The organism is Kitasatospora sp. NBC_01266, from assembly GCF_036242395.1.
Classification (GTDB): domain Bacteria; phylum Actinomycetota; class Actinomycetes; order Streptomycetales; family Streptomycetaceae; genus Kitasatospora.
Window position 1 is genome coordinate 7,829,572 of sequence record NZ_CP108458.1, and the last position, 23,084, is coordinate 7,852,655.

General features: G+C 73.4%; 23 protein-coding genes and 1 riboswitch. Of the genes, 13 read left to right on the top strand and 10 right to left on the bottom strand.

Annotated elements, in window-relative coordinates:
* The first annotated feature begins 284 nt into the window (after positions 1-284).
* From OG403_RS33600 to OG403_RS33615, 4 genes are all read left to right on the top strand, one after another.
* Positions 285-4,367 carry a Pls/PosA family non-ribosomal peptide synthetase gene (locus tag OG403_RS33600; protein ID WP_329571143.1) on the top strand — a complete coding sequence of 1,361 codons (4,083 nt, stop codon included), beginning with the start codon at positions 285-287 and terminating at the stop codon, positions 4,365-4,367.
* A gap of 153 nt (positions 4,368-4,520) precedes the next feature.
* Positions 4,521-4,937 (top strand): TOBE domain-containing protein, encoded by a 417-nt coding sequence (locus tag OG403_RS33605; protein WP_329571145.1) that lies wholly within the window; start codon positions 4,521-4,523, stop codon positions 4,935-4,937.
* A gap of 160 nt (positions 4,938-5,097) precedes the next feature.
* On the top strand, positions 5,098-5,862 hold the full coding sequence (locus OG403_RS33610) for a glycerophosphodiester phosphodiesterase (RefSeq protein WP_329571147.1): 765 nt from the start codon (positions 5,098-5,100) through the stop codon (positions 5,860-5,862).
* Between the two features lie 221 nt (positions 5,863-6,083).
* Positions 6,084-7,223 (top strand): AI-2E family transporter, encoded by a 1,140-nt coding sequence (locus OG403_RS33615; protein ID WP_329571149.1) that lies wholly within the window; start codon positions 6,084-6,086, stop codon positions 7,221-7,223.
* Positions 7,224-7,261: 38 nt separating this feature from the next.
* On the opposite strand, the gene OG403_RS33620 is transcribed toward OG403_RS33615, so the two are convergent.
* Entirely contained in the window at positions 7,262-8,221 is a 960-nt protein-coding gene (locus tag OG403_RS33620) for an alpha/beta hydrolase (RefSeq protein WP_329571151.1), read from the bottom strand.
* 148 nt (positions 8,222-8,369) lie between these two features.
* On the opposite strand from OG403_RS33620, the gene OG403_RS33625 reads away from it, so the two are divergent.
* The 5 genes from OG403_RS33625 (at position 8,370) to OG403_RS33645 (ending at position 11,962) form a co-directional block, all read left to right on the top strand.
* A complete protein-coding gene (locus OG403_RS33625) occupies positions 8,370-9,251 on the top strand; it encodes a spermidine synthase (protein ID WP_329571153.1) in 882 nt (293 codons plus the stop codon).
* Between the two features lie 96 nt (positions 9,252-9,347).
* On the top strand, positions 9,348-10,163 hold the full coding sequence (locus OG403_RS33630) for a class I SAM-dependent methyltransferase (RefSeq protein ID WP_329571155.1): 816 nt from the start codon (positions 9,348-9,350) through the stop codon (positions 10,161-10,163).
* 113 nt (positions 10,164-10,276) lie between these two features.
* Positions 10,277-10,405 (top strand): hypothetical protein, encoded by a 129-nt coding sequence (locus tag OG403_RS33635; protein WP_329571157.1) that lies wholly within the window; start codon positions 10,277-10,279, stop codon positions 10,403-10,405.
* An 83-nt stretch (positions 10,406-10,488) separates the two neighbouring features.
* Positions 10,489-11,187 carry a DedA family protein gene (locus OG403_RS33640; protein WP_329571159.1) on the top strand — a complete coding sequence of 233 codons (699 nt, stop codon included), beginning with the start codon at positions 10,489-10,491 and terminating at the stop codon, positions 11,185-11,187.
* A 106-nt stretch (positions 11,188-11,293) separates the two neighbouring features.
* Positions 11,294-11,962 (top strand): O-methyltransferase, encoded by a 669-nt coding sequence (locus OG403_RS33645; protein ID WP_329571161.1) that lies wholly within the window; start codon positions 11,294-11,296, stop codon positions 11,960-11,962.
* A gap of 76 nt (positions 11,963-12,038) precedes the next feature.
* On the opposite strand, the gene OG403_RS33650 is transcribed toward OG403_RS33645, so the two are convergent.
* On the bottom strand, positions 12,039-12,977 hold the full coding sequence (locus tag OG403_RS33650; protein WP_329571163.1) for an SDR family NAD(P)-dependent oxidoreductase: 939 nt from the start codon (positions 12,975-12,977) through the stop codon (positions 12,039-12,041).
* 179 nt (positions 12,978-13,156) lie between these two features.
* On the opposite strand from OG403_RS33650, the gene OG403_RS33655 reads away from it, so the two are divergent.
* Entirely contained in the window at positions 13,157-13,591 is a 435-nt protein-coding gene (locus tag OG403_RS33655) for a MarR family winged helix-turn-helix transcriptional regulator (RefSeq protein ID WP_329571165.1), read from the top strand.
* An 88-nt stretch (positions 13,592-13,679) separates the two neighbouring features.
* Positions 13,680-14,123 carry a DUF3574 domain-containing protein gene (locus OG403_RS33660; protein ID WP_329571167.1) on the top strand — a complete coding sequence of 148 codons (444 nt, stop codon included), beginning with the start codon at positions 13,680-13,682 and terminating at the stop codon, positions 14,121-14,123.
* A 68-nt stretch (positions 14,124-14,191) separates the two neighbouring features.
* On the opposite strand, the gene OG403_RS33665 is transcribed toward OG403_RS33660, so the two are convergent.
* From OG403_RS33665 to OG403_RS33690, 6 genes are all read right to left on the bottom strand, one after another.
* Positions 14,192-14,539 (bottom strand): hypothetical protein, encoded by a 348-nt coding sequence (locus OG403_RS33665; RefSeq protein WP_329571169.1) that lies wholly within the window; start codon positions 14,537-14,539, stop codon positions 14,192-14,194.
* 35 nt (positions 14,540-14,574) lie between these two features.
* Positions 14,575-15,999 carry a family 2B encapsulin nanocompartment shell protein gene (locus tag OG403_RS33670; protein WP_329571171.1) on the bottom strand — a complete coding sequence of 475 codons (1,425 nt, stop codon included), beginning with the start codon at positions 15,997-15,999 and terminating at the stop codon, positions 14,575-14,577.
* A gap of 353 nt (positions 16,000-16,352) precedes the next feature.
* On the bottom strand, positions 16,353-17,339 hold the full coding sequence (locus tag OG403_RS33675; protein ID WP_329571173.1) for an aldo/keto reductase: 987 nt from the start codon (positions 17,337-17,339) through the stop codon (positions 16,353-16,355).
* Positions 17,340-17,484: 145 nt separating this feature from the next.
* The gene (locus tag OG403_RS33680; protein ID WP_329571174.1) at positions 17,485-18,576 is read right to left on the bottom strand and encodes a hypothetical protein; all 1,092 of its coding nucleotides are present in this window, start codon (positions 18,574-18,576) and stop codon (positions 17,485-17,487) included.
* Positions 18,577-18,769: 193 nt separating this feature from the next.
* Complete coding sequence (locus OG403_RS33685; protein WP_329571175.1) at positions 18,770-19,504, bottom strand: bestrophin-like domain; 735 nt, start codon at positions 19,502-19,504, stop codon at positions 18,770-18,772.
* On the bottom strand, positions 19,501-19,659 hold the full coding sequence (locus tag OG403_RS33690; RefSeq protein WP_329571177.1) for a hypothetical protein: 159 nt from the start codon (positions 19,657-19,659) through the stop codon (positions 19,501-19,503). The genes OG403_RS33685 and OG403_RS33690 overlap by 4 nt, the downstream gene beginning before the upstream one ends.
* A 438-nt stretch (positions 19,660-20,097) precedes the next feature.
* On the opposite strand from OG403_RS33690, the gene OG403_RS33695 reads away from it, so the two are divergent.
* On the top strand, positions 20,098-20,262 hold the full coding sequence (locus tag OG403_RS33695) for a hypothetical protein (RefSeq protein WP_329571179.1): 165 nt from the start codon (positions 20,098-20,100) through the stop codon (positions 20,260-20,262).
* A gap of 109 nt (positions 20,263-20,371) precedes the next feature.
* On the opposite strand, the gene OG403_RS33700 is transcribed toward OG403_RS33695, so the two are convergent.
* The gene (locus OG403_RS33700; RefSeq protein WP_329571181.1) at positions 20,372-21,019 is read right to left on the bottom strand and encodes a TetR family transcriptional regulator; all 648 of its coding nucleotides are present in this window, start codon (positions 21,017-21,019) and stop codon (positions 20,372-20,374) included.
* Positions 21,020-21,306: 287 nt separating this feature from the next.
* Positions 21,307-21,392, top strand: a riboswitch (cobalamin riboswitch).
* On the bottom strand, positions 21,389-22,147 hold the full coding sequence (gene cobF, locus OG403_RS33705) for a precorrin-6A synthase (deacetylating) (protein WP_329571182.1): 759 nt from the start codon (positions 22,145-22,147) through the stop codon (positions 21,389-21,391). It overlaps the preceding riboswitch by 4 nt.
* A 146-nt stretch (positions 22,148-22,293) precedes the next feature.
* Between cobF and OG403_RS33710 the strand changes: the two genes are divergently transcribed.
* A complete protein-coding gene (locus OG403_RS33710; RefSeq protein WP_329571184.1) occupies positions 22,294-23,067 on the top strand; it encodes an adenosylcobinamide amidohydrolase in 774 nt (257 codons plus the stop codon).
* The last annotated feature ends 17 nt before the right edge of the window (positions 23,068-23,084 follow it).

A 23,084-nucleotide genomic window follows, 5' to 3' on the forward strand; every position in this document is an offset into this window, starting at 1 on the left:
GCGTGATGCGTGGCGATGGGCCGGTGGTCGACCGACCGGTGCGCCGACCCCACCGAGTGACCATCCGGTCGCGTGGAGTTCCGAAGCTGGCCGCCACTGGGTGTCCGATGGTCTGATTGTCCGATTCATGAGGGTTTTATGAACAATCAGCCCTGTTGTCTCGGTTGCGCTCTGTGGACATCTACGCTCCGTCGTGGGGTCAGTAGGACGAATAGTCCATATATGTTCCACTCGACCAGCTGTTCGCCGCTGACCCGCAGAGTGTCCCGGCGAGAGCAAGGTTCATGAAGGCTGTAGAAGATCGAGGCGCTCAGCTGCGCCAGTCCTGGGGAGAGCAGTCCCGGGGGGACCAGGCCGAGCCGGAGGCCGGCGCGCTGTGGCCGGTCGCGCCGCCCGCGCCCGCCCGCACCCTGGTCGACATCCTGCTGGCCGCCGCGGACGCCTGTCCGCAGGCGCCCGCACTGGACGCGGACGGACAGGTGCTCGACTACCGGACGCTGCTGGCCGCCGTGGATCAGCTGGCCCAGCGCCTGGCTGCCGCCGGGATCGGGCGCGGTGACCGGGTCGGCGTGCGGGTCCCGTCCGGCACCGCCGACCTCTACCTGGCGATCCTCGCCGTGCTGCGGGTCGGCGCCGCCTACGTCCCGGTCGACTTCGGCGACCCGGACGAGCGCGCCGAGCTGATCTGGGCCGACGCCGCCGTCTGCGCGGTGATCGGTGCGGGCTGCGCCGTCACGCCCAGCCCCACCGTGGCGCCCGGCCGCCGCCCGGGCCCGGTCACCCCCGAGGACGACGCCTGGATCATCTTCACCTCCGGCACCACCGGGCGGCCCAAGGGCGTCGCGGTCAGCCACCGCTCCGCCGCCGCCTTCGTGGACGCCGAGGCCGGGCTCTTCCTGCGCGAGGACCCGCTGGGGCCCGGTGACCGGGTGCTGGCCGGCCTCTCGGTCGCGTTCGACGCCTCCTGCGAGGAGATGTGGCTGGCCTGGCGACACGCCGCCTGCCTGGTCCCCGCCCCGCGCTCGCTGGTCAAGGCCGGCACCGACCTGGGCCCCTGGCTGGTCGAGCGCGGCATCACCGTGGTCTCCACCGTCCCCACCCTGCTCGCGCTCTGGCCGGTTCACTGCCTGCAGCGGGTGCGCCTGCTGATCGTCGGCGGCGAGGCCTGCCCCGCCGAACTGGTCGAGCGACTGGCCGGCCCGCACCGCGAGTTCTGGAACACCTACGGCCCCACCGAGACCACCGTGGTCGCCTGCGCCGCGCTGCTCACCCCCGGGCAGCCGGTGCGGATCGGGGCGCCGCTGGACGGCTGGGAGCTCGCCGTGGTCGACGGCCAGGGCAAGCCGGTCGCCTGGCACGAGACCGGCGAGCTGCTGATCGGCGGCGTCGGCACCGCCCGCTACCTCGATCCGGCCAAGGACGCCGAGAAGTTCCGCCCGCACGAGTGGCTGCGCAGCCCCCGGGTCTACCGCAGCGGTGACCTGGTGCGCGCCGAGCCCGAGGGCCTGATCTTCGTCGGCCGCGCCGACGAGCAGGTCAAGCTGGCCGGCCGCCGGGTCGAACTCGGCGAGATCGACGCCGCGCTGCAGGCGCTGCCCGGTGTGCGGGCCGCCGCCGCGGCCGTGCGGAAGACCGCCGCCGGCGGCGAGGTGCTGGTCGGCTACCTGGTGCCCGAGCGCCCCGGGCAGGGATTCGACACCGAGGCCGCCCGCGCGCTGCTGCTGGAGCGGCTGCCCCAGTCGCTGGTCCCGGTGCTCGCCCTGGTCGAGGACCTGCCCACCCGCACCTCCGGCAAGGTCGACCGCGGCGCGCTGCCCTGGCCGCTGGCCGGTGCGGACGACGAGTCCGGGGCCGCCGACGACCTGGACCCCACCGCGGCCTGGCTGGCCGCCCGCTGGCGCGAGCTGCTCGGCCTGCCGGTGACCGGTCAGAGCGACTTCTTCGTGCTCGGCGGCACCAGCCTGGCCGCCGCCAAGCTGGTCTCCGTGCTGCGTGGGCGCTGCCCCGCCGTCTCGGTCAGCGACGTCTACGGCCACCCGACCCTGCTCGGGCTGGCCGCCCGGCTGGACGAGCTGACCGGCGGCCCCGTGCCGCCGGCCGACCCCGCCACGCACGTGTCGGCGCCGCAGGCCGTGCACGGCCTGGTCCGCCCGGTGCGGCCCACCCCGCGCCGGGCCGGGCTGATCCAGCTGCTGGTGCTCACCGTCGCCTACACCATCAGCGGTCTGCGCTGGGTGCTGGCGCTGGCCGCGCTGGACAACCTGACCCACAAGGTGCCCTGGGCCCCGCACGCCCCCTGGTGGCTGATCATCACCGGCTGGCTGGTGCTGGCCAGCGCGCCCGGCCGCCTGCTCCTCGGCTCGGCCGCGGCCCGCCTGCTCACCGCCGGGCTCACGCCCGGCAGCTACCCGCGCGGCGGTTCGGTGCACCTGCGGCTGTGGACCGCCGAACGGGCCGTGGCCGTCTTCAACCTGGCGGCACTCCTCGGTACGCCGTGGGCGCGGCACTACGCCCGCGCGCTGGGCTGCCGGGTCGGGCAGGGCGCCGACCTGCACACCATGCCGCCCGTCACCGGCCTGGGCCGGTTCGGCGCCGGCTGCTCGGTCGAGCCCGAGGCCGACGTGGCCGGCTGGTGGCTGGACGGCGACCAGCTGCAACTGGGCCGCATCGAGATCGGCGCGGGTGCCCGGGTGGGCACCCGCGCGATACTGATGCCCGACGCCCGGCTGGGCGAGGGCGCCGATCTGGCGCCCGGCTCCTGCCTGTTCGGCGAGCTGCCGGCCGGCGAGCGCTGGCACGGCTCCCCGGCCCGCCCGCTGGACGGCGCCGGGGTGGCCCGGGCCGGCGAGGGCTGGCCGGCCGCCGCGCACGGCCGCTCGCGCGGCTGGAACCTCGCCTACGCGCTGGCCATGCCGCTGCTCAGCCTGCTGCCGGTGCTCGCCGCCGCGCCCGCGCTGCTGGTGGTCTTCCAACTGGTCGACCAGGACCGCTCGCTGGGCGCCGTGCTGGTCCAGCTGCTGACCGTCTCGCCGCTGGCCGCCCTGGCCTCGATCGCCTGCTACGCGGGCCTGCTGGTGCTGGTGGTCCGGCTGCTCAGCCGCCCGATCAAGCCCGGCTTCCACCCCGCGCACGGCCGGGTGGCCTGGTGCACCTGGGTGGTCAGCCGCCTGATGACCACCGCGCGCGGTGCGCTCTTCCCGCTCTACGCGAGCCTGTTCACCCCGATCTGGCTGCGGCTGCTCGGGGCCAGCGTCGGGCGCCGGGTGGAGGCCTCCACCGTGCTCACCCTGCCCGGCCTGATGCGGGTGGACGACGGCGCCTTCCTCGCCGACGACACGCTGATCGCGCCCTTCGAGATGCGCGGCGGCTGGCTGCGCCTGGGCGCCTCCCAGGTCGGCCGCCGGGCCTTCGTCGGCAACTCCGGCATCGTCGGTCCCAGCCGCGACCTGCCCGACGACGCGCTGGTCGGCGTGCTCTCCGACGCGCCGCCGCAGGCCGAGCCCGGCTCCTCCTGGCTGGGCCGCCCCGGCCTCGCGCTGCCCCGGGTCGCCGAGACCGGTGACCTGAGCCGCACCTACGACCCGCCCCGGCGGCTGATGCTGGCCCGCGCGGCGGTGGAGCTGTGCCGGGTGGTGCCGGTGCTGGTCGCCGTGCTGCTGGGCGACCTCGCGGTGGTCGCCATGCAGCAGCTGGTCGACAGCGACGGCCTGATCCTGGGCGCCGCCCTGGTCGGCCCGGTGCTGATCGGCGCGGGCATCGCCGCCTGCCTGGTCACCACGGCCGCGAAATGGCTGCTGGTGGGCCGCTTCAAGAGTGGTGAGCATCCGCTCTGGTCGAGCTTCGTGTGGCGCAACGAGCTGTACGACACCTTCGTGGAGGAGCTTGCGATGCCGTGGCTGGGCCAGACCCTGTCCGGTACGCCGTTCCTCAACGTCTGGCTGCGCTCGCTCGGCGCGCGGATCGGGCGCGGCGTGTGGTGCGAGACGCACTGGCTGCCGGAGACCGACCTGGTGGCGGTCGAGGACGGGGCGAGCGTCAACCGCGGCTGCGTGCTGCAGACCCACCTCTTCCACGACCGGGTGATGCGGCTGGACCGGGTCAAGCTGGGCGCCGGCGCCACGCTGGGCCCGCACTCCATCGTGCTGCCCGGCTCCGCGGTCGGGGACGGCACGGCGGTGGGCGCCTCCTCGCTGGTGATGCGCGGCGAGGAGATGCCGGACGGCACCCGCTGGGCCGGCAACCCGGTCGCCGCCTGGCCCACCGGCCACCGCGCCGCCTCGGCGAGCCGCACCCCGCGCCGCCACGCCACCCCCGGCCGGCACCGCAACACGCCCCGCCGGGCCGCCTCCCCGGGCCGCCAGCGCTGACCCGAAGCCGCCGCCCCCTGGAGCCGTGGGCCCAGGGGGCGGCGGCCTGCGGCGGGCCAGGGCGGGCGGTACCTGTGCCCGCCGCCGATACGGCAGGATGGGCACTGCTCTCGATCATCACCGTCACGCACCACTCAGACCCCGGGGAGTGTCATGGGACAGCCCGCTCGTCCGGTCCACCACTACCGCATCGGCGAGGCCGCGGCCATGCTCGGCGTGAGTGCGGACACCATGCGGCGCTGGGTCGACGCGGGCCGGCTGGCCGCCGAGCGGGACGAGCACGGTCATCGGATCATCGCCGGTGAGCGGCTGGCGGCCTTCGCGCGTGAGCTGGCCAAGCCCGGGGCGGCGGAGGCCGAGGGCCGCACCTCCTCGGCCCGCAACCGGTTCCCGGGGATCGTCACGCACGTGGTGCTGGGGGACGTGGCCGCGCAGGTGGAGGTGCAGGCCGGGCCGTTCCGGGTGGTGTCGCTGATCAGCCGGGATTCGGCGGAGGAGCTGGGCCTGGTGCCGGGCGCCCGGGCCACTGCGGTCATCAAGTCGACCAATGTGATGATCGAGGGCGGTTGACCCCGTAAGGTCGCGAGCGCCGGAGACGACGCCCGCCGTCCGCCCACCAGCCGCACTTGAGGAGAGCCGTGCCCCGAGCCGCCCTGCCCACCACCCAGGCCGCGGTGGACGCCGCGACCGCGGTGGCCGAACGCCACGGCCGCCCGGACGAGGTCGCCCGATGAACTCCCCGAGCCCCGCCGACCGCCCGAGCCCCGCGCGGCAGCCGGACCCCGCCGAGGCAGCGGCCCGCCCGCTGGCCGTCGCCCACCGCGGCGACCCGTACCGCTTCCGTGAGAACACCCTGCCCTCGGTGGCCTCCGCCCTGGCCGCCGGGGCGGACGCCGTCGAGGTCGACGTCCAGCTCACCCGGGACGGCGTCCCGATGCTGCTGCACGACCCCACCCTCAAGCGCCTGTGGGAGCTGGACCGCCCACTGCGCGCGCTCACCGCCGAGAAGCTGGCGGCGCAGTGCTTCGCGGACGGGCACCGGGTCCCCGCGCTGGCCGAGGCGATCGAGCTGCTGGCCGAGTACCCGGCCGCCAGGCTGATGATCGACCTGGACGAACCCGGGCCGGCCGAGGCCGCCTGGCGGGTCGTCACCGAGCAGGGCGCCGAGGACCGGGTGCTCTTCTGCGGGCCGGCGACCGCCCTGCTCAAGGTGCGCGCCCTGGCTCCCGGGGTGCCGCTCGCGCTCACCTGGAAGCAGCCGGGCCTGCCGGTCGCCGCGCTGCTGGCGGACCTGCGTCCGCGCTACCTCAACCCGCCCTTCGGGCTGGTGGACCGGGCGCTGGTGGAGCAGGCCGCCGACGCCGGCCTCGCGGTCAGCACCTGGACGGTGGACCTGCGTCGCACCATGCTCCGGATGCGGGAGGCGGGCGTCGCCTCGGTGACCTCCAACCGGATCGAACTGCTGCGCTCGGTGCTGGACGGCCGCCGACGCTGACCGAGCCGCCGGGCGGTGCCGCGCCGGGCCGTCCTGGGCGGACGGCTCGTGGCCGGTTCCTGGCAGGTCGTCAGAGTGGCGGCGACCGGTCCGGCGGCGACCGGGCCGGACCGCCGGGCGGCCGTCGAGCTGCGGGTCGAATCCGATAAATAGGCGTCAGATATGTTGATATGTAACCCGTTGGGGCGGCGTACGCCGGAACGATAGCGGGCGGAGGCGGAATGCGGGCCGAAGAACCCGGACAGCCCGATCGCCCCGATCACTCCCGGTGCCCCCAGCACCCCGCGCAGCTGCTGCCGCCCGCCGTGCGCACCGCGGTGGCCTGGTCCGTCGCGGTGATCCTGTTCATCACCGTCGGCGCCCTCGTCGTCTACGCCCTGGTCGCGCTGCGGGCCGCGACCGTCCCGCTGATCCTCGCCCTGCTGGGCACCGCGCTGCTCTACCCGGTGATGCCCTGGCTGGTCGGGCGCGGCGCGCGGCGCGGTCTGGCCGCCGGGCTGACCTGCGTCGTCCTGGTCGCGGCGGTCTTCACGGTGCTGGCCGTGCTCACCAACTCCCTGGTGCACAGCGCGCCGCAGATCGCCCACGCGCTCCAGCGGGCCGGCGAGCAGATCGCGGACCGGCTCGGTCCGCTGGGCGACCGGATCAAGTACGCGCTCTCCCAGTCGGCCGGCTCGGGTAGTTCACTCGTCTCCTCGCTCGCCGACGGCGTCCTGTCGGGTCTCGGCCTGGCGACCCAGGTGATCACCGGCAGTGTGCTGGCGCTCGCGCTGGTCTTCTTCTTCCTGCGCGACGGCCACCGCGGCGGCGACCTGGTCCGCTCCGTGCTGCCGGGGGAGTCGGCCGAGACGGTGATCGCCTGCGCCCTGCGGGGTTTCGGCGCGATGGCGGGCTTCATGCGCGGCACCAGCCTGATCGCCCTGATCGACGCCACCTTCATCGGCATCGGCCTGCTCGTCCTCGGCGTCCCCGGTGCGGCCGGGCTGGCCGCGCTGGTCTTCCTCGGCGCCTTCGTCCCGTTCATCGGCGCGTTTCTGTCCGGCACCGTCGCGGTGCTGGTCGCGCTCGCGGACGGCGGGCTGAGCAAGGCGCTGTGGACGCTGGGCATGGTGCTGGCGGTCCAGATGGTCGAGGGCAACATCCTGCAACCGGTGATCCAGAGCCGGACCGTCCAACTGCACCCCGCGACCATCATGATCGCGGTGGTGGCCGGCGCCGGCGTGGCCGGCATCCTCGGCGCGCTGCTCGCCGTCCCGCTCAGCGCCGCCGTCCTCGGCATCGTCTCGGTCCTGTACGGCCGTCCCCTCGGCGGGCCGGCGCCGGCCGAGCCGCCATGGGAGGGTCCGGCAGCGGACGACTGATCCCACGGCGGCGCCGGCTCGGGCCGCTGGTGTCGCTCTCAGACCGCCGGCGCCGGGACGTACGTGTCCAGCCAGCGGTCGAGTTCGGCGAAGACCCGGGCGCGGACCTGCTCGCCGGACAGGACGAGGTCGTGCATGCCGCCCTCGATCCGGACGGTGGTGACATGGCGCCCCAGGCGGGGTGCGAGCGCGGCGATGTCGTCGGCGCGCAGCACGCCGTCGGTGCGCAGCAGCGCCGGGTCCCACTTGGTCGTGATGGTGGAGGCCGTGGAGGCCATCAGCAGGACCGGGCAGTCGATCCGCAGGCCGCGCCGGACCTGCTGGTGGCCGCGGTTGATGGCGGCGAGCCAGCCGGCGTAGAGCGGGAAGCCCTCGGCGGGCTTGAGGGCGAGGTCGAAGTCCCACTCACCGCGGTGGTCGCGGTGCAGGCTGTGCACGTAGTGCGGGTTGAGCGCGGAGGGCAGCTTGCGGGTGGCCGCCAGCCGGCCGAGCGCGCCGACGGCGGGCGAACCCAGCGCGCGCACGGCGGGGGAGGTGGGCATGGAGAGGAAGGGGCTGTTGAGGAAGAGCCCGTCCACCACACCGCGCCCGGCCCGCCGGGAGGCCCAGAGCGCGGCGACCAGGCCGCCGGTGGAGTGCCCGTTGACCAGCAGCTGGGTGTGGCCGTCCTGTTCGCGGATGATCCGGACCGCCTGGTCCAACTCCTCGTCGTAGGCGGCCAGGTCGCGGATGAAGTTCGGCGACTGGTGGGGCCGCAGCGAGCGGCCGTACTTGCGCAGGTCCAGCGCGTAGAACGAGAAACCGGCCGCGGTGAAGTGGTCGGCGAGGTTGGCCTGGAAGAAGTAGTCGGTGTAGCCGTGCAGGTAGAGCACGGCGCGCTGCGAGCCGGGGACGAGCCGCCGGACCAGGGTCGCGCTGACGGCACCCTCCTCGTCGGCGGTCAGCGGCAGTTCGGCCGCCTCGTACGGGGCACCCAGGATGTCTTCTCGGAACTCCACGTCTGCCGCACCCAATCTCTGCACTGACCTGCTGTGACAGGACCATCGACCCTGCTGTGACAGGACCATCGACTCAGGACCACCGACGATACCGGCCAGTAGGGCCGCGGGTGGCACCGGTACCGTCGGGGGGACCTATGCTGCCGTCATGCCGAGAAACGATGGCGATCGCCACACCGACGAGACCCGGAACGAGCGGGTGCCGGTGCAGCGTGAGACCGCTTTCGGTACGGCCAAGTTGCTGCCCGACCTCGATGACGAGGGCGGCTGGCTGCTCACCCTGGACGGCACCCCGCAGTCCTACGTCGACCTCGCCGACCCGGGCCACCTGGAATTCGAGTACGTCCAGCGGCTCGGTCACCTGACCGAGGCCCTGGCGCCCGAAGGCCGCGCGCTCACCGTGCTGCACCTCGGCGGTGGCGCCCTCACGCTGCCGCGCTACCTTGCCGCCACCCGACCCGGCTCGCGCCAGCAGGTGGCCGAGGCGGACGGGCCGCTGGTCGAGCTGGTCCGCGAGGTACTGCCGTGGCCGGAGCCGGAGATCGCGGTGACCGTCGGCGACGCCCGCGAGGTGCTGGCGCGGACCGCGCCCGGCTCGCTCGACCTGGTGGTCGCCGATGTCTTCCAGGGCTCGCGCACCCCCGCGCACCTGACCAGCATCGAGTTCGTCCGGCACGCCGCCGCCGCGCTCGGCCCCGGCGGCACGTACGCCGCCAACCTCGCCGACAGCGCACCGCTCGACTTCGCCCGCGCCCAGGCCGCCACCGTGCGCGCGGTCTTCCCGCACACCTGCCTGATCGCCGAGCCATCCGTGCTGCGCGGCCGGCGCTACGGCAACCTGCTGCTGGTCGGCTCGCACGCGCCGCTGCCGGCCGAGCCGCTGGCCCGGCGGCTGGCCGGTGACCCGTTCCCGGCCCGGCTGGTCGACGGCCCGGAACTGCGTCGGCTGGTCGGCACCGCCGCCCCCGTGACCGACGCGGCGGCCCGTCCCTCGCCGCCGCCGCCGGAGGGGGCGTTCAGCATCGGGTGAGGGCCAGGAGGGCGCTGGGAGAGTGGACTGACCGGGTGTCAGAATGTGCGAACATCCGCCAGTCGGACCATCCATCGATCCGAGGAGCCGACCGCGTTGCCCGCACTCGATGTCCAGCCCGACCTCGCCCCGAGCGCCCTGCCCGAGACGGCGCTCTGGACCCTGTACCACCGCGCCGCCGAAGCCCGCCGCCCGGACGCCGTGCTGCACGATCCCCGGGCCGTCGAACTCGTCGACCGGATCGACTTCCCCTTCCACAGCCGGTTCGGCCCCGCCCAGCCGACCGTCGCCCGGCTCCAGGCACTGCGCGCCGCCGCCTTCGACCGCGAGGTCGCCGACTTCCTCACCCGCAGCCCGCGCGGCACCGTGGTCTGCCTCGGCGAAGGCCTGGAGACCCAGTACTGGCGGACCGACAACGGCCGCGCCCAGTGGCTCGGCGTCGACCTGCCCGAGGCCGTCGCCCTGCGCGAGCAACTGCTGCCCCCCGCACCGCGGCACCGCCTGGTGGCCTGCTCCGTCACCGACCGGTCCTGGCTGGACGAGGTCGAGGCCACCGACGACGTGCTGATCACCGCCCAGGGCCTGCTGATGTACCTCCAGCCCCTGGAGGTGCGCGCCCTGGTCGCGGCCTGCGCCGCCCGGCTTCCCCGCGCCACCTTCGTCTTCGACGCCGTACCGCACTGGTTCAACCGGCTCGGCGAGGCGGCTGCCAAGCGTCCGGGCGGCTACCAGGCGCCGCGGATGACCTGGACGATCGGCTCCCGGTCGCTGCTCGCCGACCCGCGCACCGTCCCGCTCGGTGCTCGCCGGACCTGGTTCCTGCGCGTCCTCGCCCTCGACCTCCCGGACCGGCGGGCCCGGCTGGTCCGCTCGTTCGGACCGCTGGACCTGCTGAGACGGCGTCAGGCGTAGCGTGACGGCCGGTGGCGGAGGGCAACTGGCCACCGGTCCTTCTGTCTGTCCTGCGCTGAACCGCGTGGCGTGAGCCGGTCGTCGGACAGACGGTGGTGGTCGAGGAGTTCCAGGTGGTCTCCGGCCGAGGTACCCGGGCCTGGCGGGCGGTCGTCTGGAGCCGCGATGCGGTCGGCCGCCGGCTGGTGGAAGAGGCGAAGGAGCGCGCGCTGCGGGCCCAGGCGGTGGGCGAGGGAACTTAAAGCGCCGGTAAAGCGTTCGGGCTGAGGGCGGCAGGCTAGGCTGCCTTGTCGACCGATCGAACCGCGTTCTGGAGGAACCGGCTTTGCACATCCAAGAGTGGCTCCAGAGCGTGTCGCCGCACATGGTCTACGCGCTGGTCGCCCTGATCATCGGCGTCGAGAGCCTCGGCATTCCGCTGCCCGGCGAGATCGCGCTGGTCACCGCCGGGGTGATGGCGTCCAAGGGCACGGTGGACCCGGCGCTGGTCGCGGCCTGCGCGGTGGCCGGCGCGGTGATCGGCGACTCGATCGGCTACTCGATCGGACGCAAGGGCGGCAAGCCGCTGTTCGAGAAGCTCGGCCGGAGGTTCCCCCGCCACTTCGGCCCGGACCACCTGGCCACCGCCGAGCGGGCGTTCCACAAGTGGGGCATGTGGGCGGTCTTCTTCGGCCGCTTCATCGCGCTGCTGCGGATCTTCGCCGGGCCGCTGGCCGGTGCGCTGCGGATGCCGTACTGGAAGTTCCTGATCGCCAACGTGCTCGGCGGTGTCTGCTGGGCCGGCGGCACCACGCTCGCGGTCTACTACGTGGGCAAGGCGGTGGAGGAGTACCTGAAGAACTTCTCCTACGTCGCCCTGGCGCTGGCGGTCGTGCTCGGAGCCGTCTCGGGGATGGTCATCAAGCGCAGGGCGGCGCGCGCCCTCGGCCCCCACGAGGGCGCGGAGCACGGTGTGGAGGACGGCGCGGGGCGCGGTGTGGAGCAGGCCGCGGAGCCGGGCCGACCGGTCGCCGCGGCGGAGTAGGCCGGGGGGCGGCGGGCGTCACGGGGGCTGACGGCCTGTCATCCGGCTCCGCCCACCGCACGTAGGATCTTCGCTGGTACGTCCGGCGAGAGTGCGGAGAGAGCTGATGGCAGAGCAGCAGTGGAGTGCGGTTGACCAGTACCTGGGGGAGGCGCTGGTCGGCGAGGACGCGGCGCTGACCGCCGCACTGGAGACCAGCGCGAAGGCCGGACTGCCGCAGATCGCCGTGTCGCCCACCCAGGGCAAGCTGCTCCACCTGCTGGCCCTGACCGTCGGTGCCCGGCGGATCCTGGAGGTCGGCTCGCTCGGCGGCTACAGCGCGATCTGGCTGGGCCGGGCGCTGCCCGCCGACGGCCGGCTGATCTCACTGGAGCTCTCCCCGGCCCATGCCGCCGTCGCCCGGGCCAATCTGCACGAGGCCGGGCTGGAGAAGGTGGCCGAGGTCCGCACCGGGCGGGCCGTGGACAGCCTGGCCGAGCTGGTGGACGACGGTGCCGAGCCGTTCGACCTGGTCTTCATCGACGCGGACAAGCCCAGCAACCCGGAGTACCTCAGCTGGGCGCTGCGCCTGGCCCGCCCCGGTGCGCTGATCATCGTGGACAACGTGGTGCGCGGCGGTGCGGTGGCCGACGCCCACAGCACCGACCCGTCCGTCGTCGGGATCCGCGCGATGCACGAGCTGATCGCGGCCGAGCCCCGGCTCGAGGCGACGGCGGTGCAGACGGTCGGCAGCAAGGGGTACGACGGTTTCACGTTGATCCGCGTGATGAGCTGATCAACGACGGCGGTGAGAGTGGTGGCGGGGCCCGGCACGGATCGTGCCGGGCCCCGCTGCGTGGTGGCCCGCTGGCTCAGACCTGTGCGGTGACCTGTGTGGTGATCGGCGTGGGGATTGGCATGGTGATCGGCGTGGTGAAGGGTTCGGTGAGGTGGGCGGTCAGTTCTGCCAGTCGTGCGCGGGCTACCGGGTCGTAGGCCTGCTCGTGTGCGCGCGTGTCGGTGAACTGGTCGAAGTACCGGCCTGAGACACCGGACAGTTCTGGATCGGCGATCAGTCGGACGGTCGGGCGGACCCCTTCCTCGACCCCGACCTGCGGCGTGAGTCCATAGGCCCGGACCCCTTCGGTGTCCATCAGATGCGCCGGGTGCAGGGCGTTGAAGGTCACCTGCCGCGCCGGAACTTCGGCTGCCAGGTCGAAGGTGGACATGATCAACGCGACCTTGCTGCGGCAGTAGGCCTCCAGCCCCTCGTAGCCCTGCTCCAGCATCGGGTCGGCGAAGTCGATCGCGGACTGTCCGATCGACGCCACGTTGACCACTCGGGCGCCGGTGCGGGCGTTGTCGGTGGCGTTGTCGGTGGCCGGCTGCGCGGTGAGCAGTGGCAGCAGCAGCCGGGTCAGCAGGTAGGGCGCCAGGTGGTTGACGGTCAGCCGCAGCTCGTACCCCTGCGCGCCCACCTCGCGGACGGTGGGTTGGGTGCCGCCGCCGGCCACGGCGTTGTTGACCAGGACGTCCAGGCGGGGCTCCGCCGCCACGAGGCGGCTGGCCAGTGCACGGACCTGTGCCAGGTCGGCGAGGTCCGCGAGGTAGCCGCGGGCATGGCCGCCGCGCGCGTGAACCTCCTCGACGACCGCGTCGAGCCGATCGGCGCTCCGCCCGTGCAGCAGCAGGGTGGCACCGCTGCGAGCGAGGTCGAGCGCGAGGCCGCGGCCGAGACCCTGGGTGGCGCCGGTGATGAGGATGGTGCGGCCCTGCAGGGGCGGGGGAGTTGCTTGATCCACTGTGTCCATGCCCTGAGTTATATCAAGACCTTGATACTTAGCCAAGCCTTGATGAGTGCTCGAGCATTGACGTGTGATCGAGGCTTGCTGTCTGGTCGAGGCTTGATGTGTGATCGATGGTTGATCCTTGATCGACCATTGACCGGTGTGCCAGGGTTGGCTGATGTCCGAGCCTGTAGGATCGCCACATGGGCATGCCTCCTGAAGATCGGCTCGGCCTGCATCTCAAGCGCGCCGAGCAGGCGGTCATGACCGCCAAAGCTGCCGCGCTGAGCGGATCCGACCTGACCGTGCCGCAGTACGCTGCCCTCGCCGTGCTCGCCGAGAATCCTGGGATCTCCGGTGCCGCGCTGGCTCGAGCGTGCCTGGTCACCCCGCAGGCGATGGCGGCGCTGCTGAAGAACCTTCAGGAGATCGGCCTGATCGAGCGTTCTCCCCATCCGTGGCATCAGCGGATGCTCGAGACCCGTCTCACCCCGGACGGTCAGGCGGCCGTGCGGATCGCCGAGGCTCAGGCGGTGGCCTTCGAACGTCGTCTCGCCGCCGAGTTCACCGCGGCTGAACAGGACACCCTGCGGGCTCTGTTGGCCCGTTGCGTCCAGGTGGCGGGCCGGGAGGCCTGAGGCCGGCCCGTCGGGGTGCGGTGGCCGGGGGGTGTTCCACGGCGATCGGCGGCGTTACCTGTTGGTCGTGCGCGGCGTTGGACGGGGCATGGACACCAAGAGCCGGAGCTGGCTGCTCGGTGGCCCGGCTCTGCTGGTCGGTGGCGCCCTGCTGGGCGTGAACTCGGCCGCCGTCGGCCTGCCGCCTGCCCCGCACGACGCCTACACCCGCACCGAGTTGGTCTTCTGGACCCAGCGCTCGGACGGCGGGTCGGCGGTGACCGAGCAGGAGTTCCAGGACTTCCTGGACCAGCAGGTGACGCCTCGGTTCCCGGACGGCCTCAGCGTGCAGGAGGGGCGTGGTCAGTACCGCGACCCGCAGGGTGTGATCCAGCGCGAGCGCTCCTACCAGGTGGTCCTGTGCTACCCGCGCGCGATGGCGGCATCGGCGGACGGCCGGATCGAGGGCATCCGCAGGCAGTACGCCGGGAGCTTCCGGCAGCAGCGTGCGGTCGGCCGGCTCGACGAACCGGTGCGGGCCTCGTTCAGCTGACGGCGAGGACAGCTGAACGAGGCCCGGGGGCGACGGCGGGTCTGCGGCGTGGTCCGCCTGACCGGATGTCAGAGCACGGGGCCGCGCGGTTGTCGGGGTGGGGCGGCGGTGCCCAGGCCAGAGGTGCCCAGGCCGGTGGGGCCGCTGGGGATCCGCCCGCCGGAGGTGCGGGCCGTGGCCACTGCGGCGGCCGTGACCGCCGCGTGCGCGACCTGGTTCGCTGTCGCCCGGTCGGCCGCGGCGCGGTTGCTCGTGGAGCTGCGCTGCACCACCCGGTCGACTCCGGGGCGGGCCGGCAGCCGGGCAGCCGCCGTCCCCAGGCCGGTCGGGCCGGCGCTGAACCGGGCCGGAGCGGTCGGTTGCGGCGTCGGCGTCGGCGTCGGGGGCGGTGCCGGTGTCGGCCGTCCTGACGTCATGTCAGCTCTCCTTCCGTGCGGGGGTGACCGGGGTGTCAGTCACGGGGGCGGGCGACCTCGACGTTCTCCAGCACGCCGAGGGCGTCGGGCACCAGGATGGCGGCGGAGTAGTAGGCGCTGACCAGGTAGGAGATCACCGCCTTCTCGTTGATCCCCATGAAGCGCACGTTCAGTCCGGGCTCGTACTCGTCCGGGATGCCGATCTGGTGCAGGCCGACTACGCCCTGGTTCGAGTCGCCGGCGCGCATGGCGATGATCGAGGAGGTGTGTCCGCCGAGCACCGGGATCTTGCCGCACGGGAAGATCGGCACGCCGCGCCAGGCCGGGATGTGGTGGCCCCCGACGTCGACCGAGCCGAAGTAGATGCCCCGCTTGCTGCACTCCCGCCCGAAGGCGGCGATGGCGCGCGGGTGGGCGAAGATGTGCGAGGTCTCGCGCCGCATGCTGAGCAGCTCGTCCAGGTCGTCGGGGGTGGGCGGGCCGGAGTGGGTCTGGATCCGCTGCTCGTAGTCGGCGTTGGCCAGCAGGCCGAACTCCGGGTTGTTGACCACCTCGAACTCCTGGCGCTCGCGCAGCGCCTCGATGGTGAGCTTCAACTGCTGCTCGATCTGGTTCATCGGGTCGTTGAAGAGGTCGGCGACCCGGCTGTGCACCCGCAGCACGGTCTGCGCGACGCTCAGCTCGTACTCGCGCGGCGCCAACTCGTAGTCCACGAAGGTGCCGGGCAGCTCCAGTTCGCCCTCGTGGCCCGCGGCCAGCTCGATCTGGGCCTCGCCGTGCTGGTTCTGCGCCTGCCCGGCGTCGGCCAGGTGCTGGTCGATCAGCTCGCGCAGCTCGGCGGAGCGCTCGGCCAGCTGCCGGAAGGCGCTCCAGGGCAGGGTGAGCACGGTGGCGGCGGTGGTCGCCTTGACGGAGTACTCCCACAGGGCGTCGGACTGGCGGACCGCCTCGTCGCCCAGGTGGTCGCCGTCGGCCAGCTGGCCGAGCACGGCGGCCTCGCCGTACTTGCCCAGGCCGACCTTGTTGATCTTGCCGTGCGCGATCAGGTGGATCTCGTCGATCGGCTGCCCGGCCTCGACCAGCACCTCGCCGGCGGCGACCTCGCGCTGGGTGAAGCGCCCGGCCAGCTCGGCCAGCAGCGCGTCGTCCGCCAGGCCGCGCAGCACCGGGACCTCGCGCAGCGACGGCGGCACGACCCGGACCTCGGACCCGGTCTTCACAAAGCTCACCCGGCCGCGCCCCACCGCGTAGCTCAGGCGGCGGTTCACCCGGTAGGTGCCGCCGGAGACCTGCACCCAGGGCAGGGCGCGGAGCAGCCAGCGGGAGCTGATCCCCTGCATCTGCGGTTCGGACTTGGTGGTGGTGGCGAGGTTGCGCGCCGCCGTCGTGCTCAGGCTGAGCTGGGCGTCCGCCTGGGCCTGCTGCGGTTCGGTCGGCGCCGGCCCGGTCTCGATCGACATCGGCTCTCTCCATTCGTCACACGGTGGCGGCCGTCGGACGGGATCCGTTCGCCGCGATGGAATCCGTTGCGTAGTCAGATTCCATCGCACGGTTGCCGCCCGGGAGAGGGAGATCACCAAAAGATCTGATCCATGGGGAAGCGTTTCTCCAGCCCCGCGCCGCTGCGGCGGATCAAGCGCTCAAAGAGGCGCGTGGGCTGCGGAAATGCGCCCCTTTGAGCGAATGTTTGATTGTGGGAAGAGCTGGCGTTCGATGGAATGTGTGGGCGGAGAACGGAAATAGCTTTATCAGCTTGGCGGTTGGGGCAAGGACGTCCCGAATTCACCGCGAAGCCGGCTCCGTCGCGCTGCCCTCAGTGCGCCTCGTCCAGCAGCCCTCGCTGATCCGCCGTCAGCTCCAGGTCGACCGCCGCCAGGCTCTCCTCCAGCTGCGCCACCGAGGACGCCCCGACCAGCGGGAGCACCGGGACTTCGCCTCCGATCAGCCAGGCCAGCACCACCTGGTTGGCACTCGCGCCGGTCTCCTTCACCACGGTCGCGAGTGCGGCGAGCCGGGCCGTGGTGCCGGGGTGGTCGAGTGCCGAGTAGAGCGGCTTGTCCGCCCGGACGTAGCCGCCGGCCAGCAGCGGCGAGTAGGCGACCAGGGCCAGGCCCGGCTCGGCGCGCAGGTAGTTGAGCAGCTCGCCGCCGGCCGCCCCGAGGTTGCCGTCCGCCGACCGCAGGGTCGGGATGTCGGTGCGCGAGCGAAGGTAGGTGTGGTGGTACTGGAGCACCTCGTAGCCGGGCAGCCCGGCCGCCGCCGCCAGCGCGCGGGCGCGTTCGACCCGCCAGACCCAGTGGTTGCTCACCCCGAGCAGGCCCACGCTGCCCTCGGCCACCAGCTCGCCGAAGGCGGTCACCGTCTCGGCGAGCGGCACCCGCTCGTCCTCGATGTGCGCGTAGAGCAGGTCCAGCTTCTCGACGCCGAGCCGCTCCCGGCTGGCGGCGGCGGACTCGCGGATCACCTGGGCGGACAGGCCCTCGACGTGCCTGCTGAACCCGGTGCTGGGGGCGAGCGGGCGGGCGCCGAGTTTGGTGGCGATCACCACCTCGTCGGTGATGCCGCGGCTGCGGCGCCAGCGGCCGAGCAGCGCTTCGCTCTCCCCGCCCTGGGTGCCGTCCACCCAGAAGGCGTAGTTGTTCGAGGTGTCGACGAAGTTGCCGCCCGCCGCCAGGTAGCGGTCGAGGATGGCGAACGAGGTCTGCTCGTCGGTGCGGCTGCCGAAGTTCATCGCGCCCAGGCTCAGCACGCTCACCGTGCGGCGGGTCGCGGGGTCCTGACCGATCGTGCGGTACTTCACGGGGCTCCTCGGGTGGTGGCCGCGCCCACCGGTCGGTGGGCGCCCGCGAGGAGTCTGCGAGCTGGAGTGCACTCGATGTCAAGGTGCTGAGCGCGGCCGTCGCGGCTCAGGGCTGCGACTCACGGCTGGGGCTCAGGGCTGCGACTCACGGCTGCGGCCCCGGCCGGCGGTCGGCCGGACGGCGCGGCGGGATCGGGGAGCCCGGGAAGTCGCGCGGGCCGGTCCACAGGGCCGGCACCGCGTCCGCGCGCCGGGCCAGCTCGTAGGCGATCCCCTCGTAGTTGACCCGCCAGCCGTGGAAGTGCGGCCAGGCCAGTACCGTCGGCCGCTCGGTGGCGAAGCCGGCCGCGCTGATCATGGTGACCGCCGCGTCGAACTCGGCGTAGCTGAGTCGGATCGGGCTGTCCGGCTGCGGGTCCGCGTCGTAGTCGATCCGCACCACCCGGGCGATGTCGCGCAGCGCGGTGAACCCGGCGCGCAGTACCAGCCGGGCCTCCGGCGGCGCGTTGCGGGGGCTGACGGCCAGTTGGATCGCGGCGGCGTCCATCACCGCGATCAGCCCGACGATCCAGCTGCGGTGCGGCTGCGGCGAGCGGAAGGAGATCAGGACCGGGTAGTTGGAGTGGCTCTCGCCGAGCTCGGCGGCCAGCCGCTCCCAGTCGCGGTAGAGCTGCGGCAGCGCGGTCTCGGTGTCCACCAGGGACTGCCGGGCCAGCAGCTCCGGCCCCCAGGCCGGCTCGCCCGCCCGGGACTGCAGCAGCGTCACCTCGAGTTCGCGGCGGTTGTACGAGCCGTACAGCGTGGGCAGGTAGGCGATCTGCAGCGCGATCACCACCGGTCCGCTCACCGCCGCCAGGAAGTCCAGCGCGGAGAGCCGCAGGCGCTCGCCGCTCGCGAAGCCGAGGGTGAAGAGGCTGGAGCCGGCCTCGCGCAGCGACACGCTCCAGGAGAGCCCCGAGTCGGCGTAGAGCAGCATGGTGAAGGAGGCCAGCAGCGCGCAGAGCCAGCAGAACAGCATGCCGATCAGCACCAGTGGGGCCAGCCAGGCCTGTGCCCGGTCATGGGCGCGGTAGGTGCCGAACGGTGCCGCGCAGGCGCGCAGCAGGGTGCGCATCAAGCGCCAGAGCCGCATGACCAGCGAGGAGTACAGCCCACGCGGCACCACCAGGGTGCGCAGGATGCTGGCGATGGTGAGTGCGAGCAGCAGGGCGCCGGCCAGCGCGGAGATCAACCTCATGGCGGACATTGTCGATCATCCGACCGCAAGCTTGTCGGACCGGCTCGGCGGCTGTCGGGGCGGTTGCCGGCAGAGCTGTGGGCGGTGGGGTGCCGAGGAGCGGTCGCGCGGGGTGGGCGGTGGCTGGGCGGGCTGGGCGGCAGGGCCATCCGGCCCAGCCCGCCCAGCCCGGGATCCGTCGGCCGACGGGCCGTCAGCTGGGTTGCTGGGAGAGCTGGCTGAAGCGCTGCAGGCTCTGCTGGTAGGCCTCTGGGACGACGTGCATCGGGCCGGTGTACGGGTGCGTCATGTGCAGCACCAGGTAGATACCGAAGCCGACCACCGCGCCGACCAGGCCCAGCGCGATCGCCTCGCGCCGCTGGAAGGTGAGTCCCGCGATCGGGGCGTAGAGCAGCACCAGCATCCCGGTGCCGATCAGCGCGGGGTAGAGCGGGGAGGGCAGCGACAGCGAGGTGTCCGCCAGCCGGATCTGGCGCTTGGTGTAGATGTCGTCCAAGTCGCTGAGCTCGGTGGTCCGTTGCGGTGAGTCGGGCTCCGCCTGGACGTGCTCCCGGACGGCGTCCAGGCTGGCCCAGGTGCCGGGGTCGGCGCCGCCGTGGGTCATCGCCTTGAAGTCCGGGCCGATCACGTCGACGACGTAGGCGCGCAGCAGCGGCCGGGTGCTGGCATCGGCGTCGGTGTAGGCGGCGTTGAGCGAGCGGGACTCGTCCCAGGTGTGGCCGCGTGCGGTGTTGAGGTTGGACCAGGAGCCGGCGATCAGGAAGGCGGCGACCAGGATGAAGGAGGAGAGCGAGGCGGAGCCCAGGAAGCTGAGCGCGCCTCCGGAGAAGGTCCCCTCGCGGGAGCGGCTGGTGCGGCCGAAGGCGGCCAGGATGCCCACGGCCAGGGCGGCGCCGAGGATCACGGCGATGACGATTCCCAGGCTCAACGACGTCTCCCCATGGTGTGGTTGATGAAACTGACGGCGGCCGCGAGGACGGCCGGGATGGTGATCGCGACGAACGCGAAGGCGCTCTGCGCGTCGCCCGGCAGCGCGGGGCTGTTGTCGGGCGGGCGGGTCGGTACGGCGGTGACGGCGTGCACCTGGCTGGGCGGTGGCGGGGCCGGCAGGACCGGGGCCGCTCGCGGGGGCGGTGGTGCGTGGGTGGCCGGTGGGACCGGTTTGGGGGCGGCGGGCTTGGGCGCGACCGCTTTGGGGGCGGCGGGCTTGGGGGCTGCGGGTTTGGGCGCGGCTGGTGGGGGTGGTGGTGCGGGGTGCGGGGTGGGTGGCGCCGGCTTGGGCGGGGGTGGTGGGGGCGGTGGCGCCGGGCAGGGGAGCGGTGGTGGCGGCGGTGGCGGCGGCGGTGGTGGCGGGGCCGGGTGGCACAGGTGCGGGGGTGGCGGCGGCGGTGGTGGCGGGGGTGGCGCCGGCGGGCACAGGTGCGGGGGCGGCGGGGGCTGCGGTGGTTCGGGTGGCTTTGGTGGCGCGGGTGGTTCCGGTGGCCAGGGTGGGTCGTGCCACCAGGGTCCCGGCGGACCGGCGTGGCCGTGGTGCCCGGACCGGTGCTGACCGGGTTCCGGCCACCATCGGGGGTGCTGCTGGCCCGGCGCCTGCCGTGGGCCGTCGTCTTCGCCTTGCATGCGCAGGACGATAATCAGCCGCGAAGAAGCCTGAATACCGAATGGACCATTAAGCAGCCGAATTGACCCTTGCGGGGGTTCGGTTTTCGCCTCCGCGTACGTGCGGCGAACTCATGTTCTTCGGGAATCGGGCCGATCCGGGGTTTCACCGGCGGCCCCGAACATGCGGGCCGGATCAGCCGGCCAGGTAGCGCCGGAGCAGCACCTTGCATTCCGCGATCAGCGTGGGATCGCCGTCCCGGTCGCTCTGGAAGGCGAGTTTGAGCACCGCGTCCGCGCACTCCAGGGCGACCCGCAGGGCCAGCGGACCGGGCCGCACCCCGTCGCCGCCCAACTGCTCGGAGGTGAGCTGGTGCAGCAACCGGGCCACCGCGCCGTTGTTGTCGAGGGTGCCGTCGAGCAGGTGCTCCACATCGTCCAGGGCCGGCGGGGTCGGTCCGGTGAGCCCGAAGTCGAGCGCGGCGAAACCCGGCACCGCGCGCTTCATCGCGACGAACTCCTCGACCGCCAGGTCCACGAAGCCGCCGACGTCCTGCGGCGACTCGGCCGCCAACCGCCGGGTCAGCCGGTCCAGGTAGCGCCGCAGATTGCGGCGGGCGAGCGCGGCGAGCAGGCTCTGCTTGCCGGTGAAGAACTGGTAGAGCGTGCCGATCGGCACCTGGGCCCGGGCGGCGATCTCCTTGGTGGTCAGCGCGCCGGCGCCCACCTCGTCGAGCAACTCCGCGCAAGCGTCCAGGATTCGCTCCAGTCGCTCCTGGCTGCGCTGCTGCACCGGCTTGCGCCGCAGCTCGGGTTCCGCCGCCTCGACGCTCAGCTCGTTCATCCGCCGTCCCGTTCCCGTCGTCACCGCCACGCCACCGCCACCGCACTCGGCAACCGTTCGCCGCAACTGCTCGCACCGCAACGGCTCGTACCGCCACGCGCGTGCCTACCACTGTGCCGCATCCGGTGTGTGCCGCGCGAATCACTATCGTGAGTCCACCTCATGTTCACCCCGTGGGCCCGGTCGGCGCCAGGGGGCTGCCCCGACGGGCAGTGCGCTGCCACGAGTTCGTGCCGCGGACCCGCCCTCGGCGGCGGGACCCTGGACCCACTAGCCCGGTCCCGCCACGGTGACCGGGGAGTTCGTCGCCGCAGTACCAGCCACTGGCAGTCAGCCGGGAAGGCCGGGCGACGCGCGCTGATCCGGGAGTCAGCCGTCCGAGCGGCGCAGCAGGTAGGTGTCCATGATCCAGCCCTTGCGGGCCCGGGCCTCCTCGCGCAGCGCCCGGATCCGCTTGGCGGTCTCGGTCAGCGGACCGGCGAGAAGGATCTCGTCCTCGGTGCCGAGGTAGGCACCGTAGTGGATGTCGAGGCCCTCGGGGTCGATGCCGGTGAACGCGGCCCGGCCGTCGAGCATCACCACCACGTCGTCGGCGTCGACCGGGAACCCCTCGGCGAGGCGGCGGCCGGTGGTGATCTGCAGCGGGCGGCCGACCCGGGTCAGGGTGGTGCGGTGCCGGGCGGCCAGGGCCGAGACGCTGCTGATGCCGGGGATCACCTCCCACGCGAACGGCTCGGCGGTGCGGTCCAGCACCTCCTCGACCACCGCGATGACGCTGTCGTAGAGGCTCGGGTCGCCCCAGACCAGCAGGGCGGCCGTCTCGTCGGGCCCCAGGTGCTCGCCGATCAGCCGCTCGACCAGCTCGGCCCGCCGGTGCCGCCAGTCGTCCACCGCCGCCGTGTAGGCGGTGGTGGACCGGTCGCGCTGCGCGTCGGGAACCCGCACCACGCGGTGGCCGGGCTTGGCGTGCTCCGCCAGCAGCTGCCGGCGCAGCCGGATCAGGTCCTGGCGTTCGTCGTTCTTGTCGAGGACCAGGAAGAGGTCGGTGCGGGCGATCGCCTTGACCGCTTGCAGGGTGAGGTGGTCGGGGTCGCCCGCTCCGATGCCGATGACGAGGATGTGCCGCATGCCGCGAGTCTGCCAGCCGCCGCCACGCGCTGGTCGCCCAGCCCGTCCCGGTGAGGGTGCCCGCCCGCTGGTGAGCGGGGCGGCGGCTGGCAGACTGTCGGCTTCTACTGGTGATCCATTGATGATCCATGGCCAAGGGGCGGTCCGTGACGCAGCAGAGCCGGCCGTGGGCCGAGGCGCCGGTGGTGCTCGAGCGGGCGGCCCGCGTGGAGGACGGCGCGTGCCGGCACCTGCTGGTGTGGCGGGCCGGGCCCGGTTGGCGGATGCTCAGCAGCGCGGTGCTGGGCGGCGGGCTGGGGGAGCGCGCGTGGGTGGTCAACGCCCAGGTGCGGCCGGGATACAGCCGGATGGACCCGGATCGGCACCTGAGCGAACTGGCCGCCGAGCGCGCCCTGGTGGGCGAGGGCGTGGGGCTGATGACGGCCGCGTCGGTGGACGCGGTGAGCTGGGCGGTGGACGGCGGTGCCACCGCCGTGGTGACGGCCGGTATCGGGGTGCCGAGTTGGGCGGCGGCGCCCGAGCCGGTGGCGGCGTTCGTCGCGGGGACGATCAACATCCTCGCGGTGGTCCCGGCCGCAGTGTCCGACGCCGGACTGGTCAACCTGCTCGCCACCGTGACCGAGGCCAAGGTGCAGGCGCTGCTGGAGGCCGGTTACGACTGCTCCGGCACGCCCTCGGACGCGGTCTGCCTGGCGGTCCGCAGCCCCGGACCCGGTGAGCGGCCCGAGCCGTTCGGCGGGCCCAGGTCGCTCTGGGGGTCGAGGCTGGCGCGTGCCGTGCACCGGGCGGTGCTGGAGGGCGCCGAGCGTGACCGGGCGCGCCGGGCGCGGGGACCGCTGGTCCCGCACCCGGCGCCGGCGGCGAGCTGCCGTCGCGGCGATCTGCTGGTGGGGACCGCGCCGGCCGGCCGGGAGCGGTGAGCCCGCTCCCGGTGGGT

Bases quoted from the DNA above. Each gene is read 5' to 3' on its own strand.
- OG403_RS33605 (WP_329571145.1), top strand. From the start codon at position 4,521: ATGGGACAGCCCGCTCGTCCGGTCCACCACTACCGCATCGGCGAGGCC.
- OG403_RS33625 (WP_329571153.1), top strand. From the start codon at position 8,370: ATGCCGAGAAACGATGGCGATCGCCACACCGACGAGACCCGGAACGAG.
- OG403_RS33665 (WP_329571169.1), bottom strand. From the start codon at position 14,539: ATGACGTCAGGACGGCCGACACCGGCACCGCCCCCGACGCCGACGCCG.
- OG403_RS33610 (WP_329571147.1), top strand. From the start codon at position 5,098: ATGAACTCCCCGAGCCCCGCCGACCGCCCGAGCCCCGCGCGGCAGCCG.
- OG403_RS33670 (WP_329571171.1), bottom strand. From the start codon at position 15,999: ATGTCGATCGAGACCGGGCCGGCGCCGACCGAACCGCAGCAGGCCCAG.
- OG403_RS33645 (WP_329571161.1), top strand. From the start codon at position 11,294: ATGGCAGAGCAGCAGTGGAGTGCGGTTGACCAGTACCTGGGGGAGGCG.
- OG403_RS33660 (WP_329571167.1), top strand. From the start codon at position 13,680: ATGGACACCAAGAGCCGGAGCTGGCTGCTCGGTGGCCCGGCTCTGCTG.
- OG403_RS33700 (WP_329571181.1), bottom strand. From the start codon at position 21,019: ATGAACGAGCTGAGCGTCGAGGCGGCGGAACCCGAGCTGCGGCGCAAG.
- OG403_RS33600 (WP_329571143.1), top strand. From the start codon at position 285: ATGAAGGCTGTAGAAGATCGAGGCGCTCAGCTGCGCCAGTCCTGGGGA.
- OG403_RS33680 (WP_329571174.1), bottom strand. From the start codon at position 18,576: ATGAGGTTGATCTCCGCGCTGGCCGGCGCCCTGCTGCTCGCACTCACC.
- cobF (WP_329571182.1), bottom strand. From the start codon at position 22,147: ATGCGGCACATCCTCGTCATCGGCATCGGAGCGGGCGACCCCGACCAC.
- OG403_RS33615 (WP_329571149.1), top strand. From the start codon at position 6,084: ATGCGGGCCGAAGAACCCGGACAGCCCGATCGCCCCGATCACTCCCGG.
- OG403_RS33655 (WP_329571165.1), top strand. From the start codon at position 13,157: ATGGGCATGCCTCCTGAAGATCGGCTCGGCCTGCATCTCAAGCGCGCC.
- OG403_RS33650 (WP_329571163.1), bottom strand. From the start codon at position 12,977: ATGGACACAGTGGATCAAGCAACTCCCCCGCCCCTGCAGGGCCGCACC.